General features: G+C 70.1%; 1 protein-coding gene. It reads left to right on the plus strand.

Annotation, left to right across the window (positions count from 1 at the left end; genetic code table 11):
- Nucleotides 1-386: GTPase (locus EOA38_RS38825; protein WP_210213039.1), on the plus strand; the 386-nt coding region annotated here is incomplete at its 5' end.
- Nucleotides 387-394: the final 8 nt, after the last annotated feature.

A 394-nucleotide genomic window follows, 5' to 3' on the forward strand; every position in this document is an offset into this window, starting at 1 on the left:
GCGCCGAGACCCGCGCCATCGGGCTCGATGCCTCCGAGCCCGCGCCCGCCCGCCGGCTGATCGAGGCCTGCCACCAGCTCGCGCCGCAGCGCGGCGGCATGGCCAAGCCCATGCGGGTGCTGATCTGCGGCATTCCGAACGTGGGCAAGTCCACCCTCATCAACACGCTGAGCGACAAGCGCCAGGCCAAGACCGGCGACGAGGCCGGCATCACCAAGCTGGAGCGGCGCATCACGCTGGCCGACGACTTCTACCTGTGGGACACGCCCGGCATGCTCTGGCCGCGCATCACCATCGAGGAAAGCGGCTACAAGCTCGCCGCCAGCGGCGCCGTGGGCCGCAACGCCTACGACGAGGAAGAGGTGGCGCTGGAGCTGCTGGCCTAACTCAAGAG

Origin of the sequence: Mesorhizobium sp. M1E.F.Ca.ET.041.01.1.1 (genome assembly GCF_003997355.1) — a bacterium.
Classification (GTDB): Bacteria; Pseudomonadota; Alphaproteobacteria; order Rhizobiales; family Rhizobiaceae; genus Mesorhizobium.